The organism is Mesorhizobium sp. M4A.F.Ca.ET.090.04.2.1 (genome assembly GCF_003999085.1).
Lineage (GTDB): Bacteria > Pseudomonadota > Alphaproteobacteria > Rhizobiales > Rhizobiaceae > Mesorhizobium.
The window spans coordinates 1-4,609 of the sequence record NZ_RZOT01000503.1; the positions used below are offsets into that span (position 1 = coordinate 1).

Consider the following 4,609-nt stretch of genomic DNA (forward strand, 5'->3'; position numbering starts at 1 on the left):
GAATGCCGAGCTGCTGCGCCTCGATGACCGACCATTTGCCGGTGCCCTTCTGGCCAGCGCGGTCGAGGATGATGTCGACCACCGGCTTGCCGGTCTTCGGATCGTCGGCGGCCAGCACCTTGGCGGTAATTTCGATCAGATACGAATTGAGCCGGCCCTTGTTCCAGTCGGCGAAGACGGCGCCGATTTCTTTCGGGCCCAGGCCGAGGCCGTCGCGCAATATGCCGTAGATCTCGGCGATCATCTGCATGTCGGCATATTCGATGCCGTTGTGGATCGTCTTGACGAAATGTCCGGCGCCGTCGCTGCCGAGCCAGGCGGCGCAGGGCTCGTCCTTGAACTTGGCGGAGATCGCCGTCAGCACCTTCTCGACGCGCTTCCAGGAGTCTTCCGTGCCGCCGACCATGATCGACGGGCCATGGCGCGCACCCTCCTCGCCGCCGGACACCCCCATGCCGATGAAGGTCAGGCCCGAGCCGGACAATTCGGAGAAGCGCCGCATCGTGTCGCGGAAATTGGCGTTGCCGGCATCGATGACGATGTCGTTGTCGGACAGCACGCCGCGAAGCGCCGCGATCTGCTCGTCGACCGGCTTGCCGGCCAGCACCATGATGATGATCGGCCGCGGCGGCCGGATCGCGGCGGCGAGTTCCTCCAGGCTGTAGCAGGGCACGACCATGTCCTTCAGCGGCCCGGCGCCCGCGACGAAGGCGTCGGTGCGCGACGGCGTGCGGTTGAAGACGGCGATCCGGTGCCCATGCTCGGCGATGTTGAGCGCCAGGTTGGAGCCCATCGTGCCAAGGCCGATCAGGCCGATTTCGGCTTTTTCCATCGTTTCTTCCCTGCTTTCCGAATTTTGTTGGGCCGTGTTTTGCCGGGATGATTGACGGGCCTTTCGCGCCGCGTCAACCGCCTCGCCGAATTGTGTCGGTCCAGATTCAGGACAGGGCCGAGTTGAGAAGGGTCCGTTGGGAGGCCAGGTGACGCCTTGCCGATTGAACATACGGCGTTAGGTTGGACATATGGCAGTCAAACGGATGGACAATGTAGGAATCGTCGTCGAGGACCTCGAAGAGACGATTGCCTTCTTTCTCGAACTCGGCCTCGGACTTGAAGGGCGGGCGACGATCGAAGGAGAATGGTCCGGACGTGTCACCGGTCTCGGCGATCAGCGCGTCGAGATTGCCATGATGCGCACGCCGGACGGCCACAGCCGGCTCGAGCTCTCCCGTTTCCTCGCGCCGCCTGTCGTCGCCGATCATCGTAACGCCCCAGTGAACGCGCTAGGCTACCTTCGCGTCATGTTTACCGTGGACGACATCGACGACACGCTGGAAAGGCTGCGCAAGCGCGGCGCGCAGCTGGTCGGTGAAGTCGTCCGTTACCAGGACGTCTATCGGCTCTGCTACATACGCGGTCCGGAAGGACATCTCATCGGGTTGGCCCAGGAACTCCGCTAGCGCATTGGGAGCTCGGCGCGGCTTCCCGGGAGTCAGATCACGTTCCGGCGTTAGGTTACTTTCCTCTTACCAGGGGCGAGGAATGCAGCTCTCCGGGCGATACGTGGGCAGGACTGCGTCCATGGCTTTGCTGTATTCGGAAAAGCTTGGAATGAGCCCCAATTCGATGGCCTGAGCGACACATCTGTCGCCGGCAGCGGGGGAATTTGCCTGAGACAGGCAATTTTCCAACTTTGTTATTGAAACTGGAGGGGGAGCCTTGATCGAGCTATAACTGATCCGGCCAGAGCGAATGGATACTACCGTTACATCGCCCTTCCTCCATCTAGCGGGGTCAAAGAGGTAGTGAAGATTGCGCTTGTCAGGATGTTTTAACGCTGTCGCACCGTAGATCGTCATGACAAGCACATTGGCAAATGACTTATCTCCCGGATCGACTTTCATATCCGAATCCGAGGCAGGTATCTCGAGCCTTCCCCCAAGTTCAAAGGCGAGCTCTGAAAGGGCTTCGCCATCGCCCTCTCGCGCCATGGGCCAGAGCAGCGCCCACTGCTTTTTACATTGGTTTTTGAAGTAGGATTCTGCGGCAAACTTCAGACGCTCCTCACGGGTCAAACTCGGCTGCATCAAGCTTGTTTTACCTGTGAGATCGCATCCGCAAACAAGAAAAAAGACCAGAAAACCGCAACATACTTTCACAATAAACCGGGTCGACATGACCACTGATTCAATTGCTTTTGCCAAGAAAAGCGCTCCGTCAACAGCATCACTCCGATCCGGAACACCAGCTTAAGTGGAAAACGAGAGCATAGCCATCTGGTATATTATTCAGCGCGGATATCGATCGGCGCTTCGATCTTCACCACCTCGAAGTCCGAGATAAGAATATCGAGCCGCGCCGTCCAGCGGCCTGGAACCGGGATGACCAGATTATCGACGCGCCAGCTGCCATCGCCGGGTTTGGTCGCCGGACGTTTGATCGGTTCGATGCCGGAATCGGGCTTCGACAGCACCAGCGTCACCTCCTTGGCGTCGAGCGGCCCGAAATCGCCGGTCATGATCACCATCGATGCGGCGACCGGCCCGGCATGGCCCGGGGTGATGCTGAGATCGGCCATGGCCTTGAGCGTGTGGATGTGGATCGACACCGGCTGCGCGGCGGCGATCGCCAACGCGCGCGGCGGTGGAGTAAAACGCCAGCCGGCGGCGACGGCGAAGATGGCGACCACGATCAGCACCTCGGCGCCGATCGAGCGCGCCAGCCGCCGCTGCACCTCGGTGGCGCCGGCTTCGGCCGGAGCCGTCAGCGTCCAGCGGTTGACGGTTGCGAGCGTGAACAGAAACAGGAGCAGCACCAGCTTGACCAGCAGGAGCCTGCCATAGGCGGTGCCAACCAGCGCCGACGGCGTCTGCACCTGGATGACGGCAAGCACGATGCCGGCCATGGCAAGCATGGCGACGACCGGCAGGATCGCGCGCGAAAACCGGCGCAGGAAGAGCCTGGCCTCTTCTGACTGCCGCCTCACCGAAAGCCCGAGCGGCACCAGGGCGCCGGCCCAGAAGGCGACGCCCGCACCGTGCAGGAACACCATCGGCCGTGTCAGCCATTGCGGCTCGGCGGCGCTGGCATGTCCGCTGGCGGCGAGCGCCGCGCCGACGCCGGCCAGCCCGGCAAGGGCAAGCGGCTTGCGGCCGCCGCGCGGCCCGGCCAGCGACAGCAGGCCGAGGCCGAGCGCAATCAGCGCGATCAAGACGGTCCAGCCGAAGCTGGTGCCGAACGCGGTCTGCCAGATCACCGGCTGCACCAGCCGGCCAAGCGGTGCGCCGAGCGCATCCAGCCCTTGCAGCCCGAGCGAGATTGGCGCCACCGCCACGCCGCACAGGATTGCGGCAGTGACGAAGCGCTGGCCGCAGCGCCCGCCCTTGGCCAGCCAGGCAAGCGCGAAGGCTCCGCCGACGCCGAGAAACAGCCCGACATAGAGCAGGATCTTGCCGATCCAGATGGCAGCGCGTAGGCTCCCGTCCACCGCCTCGGCGACCGCCGGCGGCGTGCTCGGCGCGCCGATGGAAAACAGCACCGAACCGCCGACCGGATGGCCGTCCTCCGAAATCACCCGCCAGCTCAGCACGTGCGTGCCGGATTTCAGCATCCCGGGATTGTCGATGTCGATCGTCTGGCCGTCGTGGCGGAAGGCGGTCAGTGCAACCGACGTGCCGTCCGGCCGCACCAGGTTGAGCACCAGCGGCGACACCGGCTCGCTGAAGCTCAGTGAGAATTTTGCCGGGCTTTGCGCCAGCACCGCGCCGTCGACGGGATCGGCGTTGATCAGCGCCGCGTGCGCGAAGGCGCGGTCCGGCAGCGCCAGAGCCGCAAACAGCAACAGGACAGCCATAAGCCGGGCAAAAAGCCGGACGGCTCGCCAGTCGTCGATGCAGGTCCTTGGGGAAGCGCTCATGCCACCATCGCGAGGCAGACGGCACGCGCCCTGGAACGGAGCGCGCCGCCGGCAGATCATTTCTTCGGCAGGAGCTTGACGCCGGGCGCCGGATTTTCCAGTTCGTCCTCCTCCTGCCCGGCGGCCGGTATCTCGATCCAGCGCGCCGCGGCGCCGCCGTCGCATTCCTGCACGACGGGGAAGTAGAGCATCTGGCCGACAGGCAGATCCACCGTCAGATTGGCTCTGAAGACGAACTCGTCATAGAATTCGTCCGGCAGATTGCCGCCGCTCCAGTCGACCTCCTTGACGCCGGTGGTCAGCGTCTCGCCATAGAGCTGGTAGGACTTCTCGTACTTGCCTTTCTTGGTCTGCAGCGTCCAGCCGGGTTTCGGCATCGGCTTCACCGAGATCACCCCTTCCGGAATCTGCACGCGCACGGCGGTCGTCGCCTTGCCCTCACAGCCATGCGGCACGCGAAGCACCGCCTTGTAGGTCGAACCGACAGGCGCTTCCTGGGTTTCGAGCGTAACATGGGCCAGCGCCGCATTTGTCCCGAGCGCGAAAAGCACCCCGGCCGTCAAAAGATACTTGTTCATGATTGTCCCTCGGAGTTTGTGTGGTTGCCGGGTCACTCGGCCTGGTCCATTTCGCCGGTTTCCCCCATGCCTTCGACTTCGAACTCGACAGTGACGCTGCCGGCCTTCTCGAAGG

At 63.3% G+C, this 4,609-nt stretch carries 5 protein-coding genes; 1 reads left to right on the forward strand and 4 read right to left on the reverse strand.

Features of this window, described 5'->3' with window-relative positions:
• A partial coding sequence (gndA, locus tag EN781_RS26655) for an NADP-dependent phosphogluconate dehydrogenase (protein WP_127400489.1) occupies positions 1–832 on the reverse strand: 832 nt, incomplete at its 3' end.
• Between the two features lie 190 nt (positions 833–1,022).
• On the opposite strand from gndA, the gene EN781_RS26660 reads away from it, so the two are divergent.
• Positions 1,023–1,460: a VOC family protein gene (locus EN781_RS26660; protein WP_126058243.1), complete on the forward strand. Its 438-nt coding sequence runs from the start codon at positions 1,023–1,025 to the stop codon at positions 1,458–1,460.
• Between the two features lie 66 nt (positions 1,461–1,526).
• On the opposite strand, the gene EN781_RS26665 is transcribed toward EN781_RS26660, so the two are convergent.
• From EN781_RS26665 to EN781_RS26675, 3 genes are all read right to left on the reverse strand, one after another.
• Entirely contained in the window at positions 1,527–2,204 is a 678-nt protein-coding gene (locus EN781_RS26665) for a hypothetical protein (RefSeq protein WP_126058242.1), read from the reverse strand.
• 80 nt (positions 2,205–2,284) lie between these two features.
• Complete coding sequence (locus tag EN781_RS26670) at positions 2,285–3,916, reverse strand: copper resistance CopC/CopD family protein (protein WP_127400490.1); 1,632 nt, start codon at positions 3,914–3,916, stop codon at positions 2,285–2,287.
• A gap of 56 nt (positions 3,917–3,972) precedes the next feature.
• Positions 3,973–4,494, reverse strand: a complete 522-nt coding sequence (locus EN781_RS26675; protein ID WP_126058240.1) for a YcnI family protein — start codon at positions 4,492–4,494, stop codon at positions 3,973–3,975.
• Between the last annotated feature and the right edge of the window lie 115 nt (positions 4,495–4,609).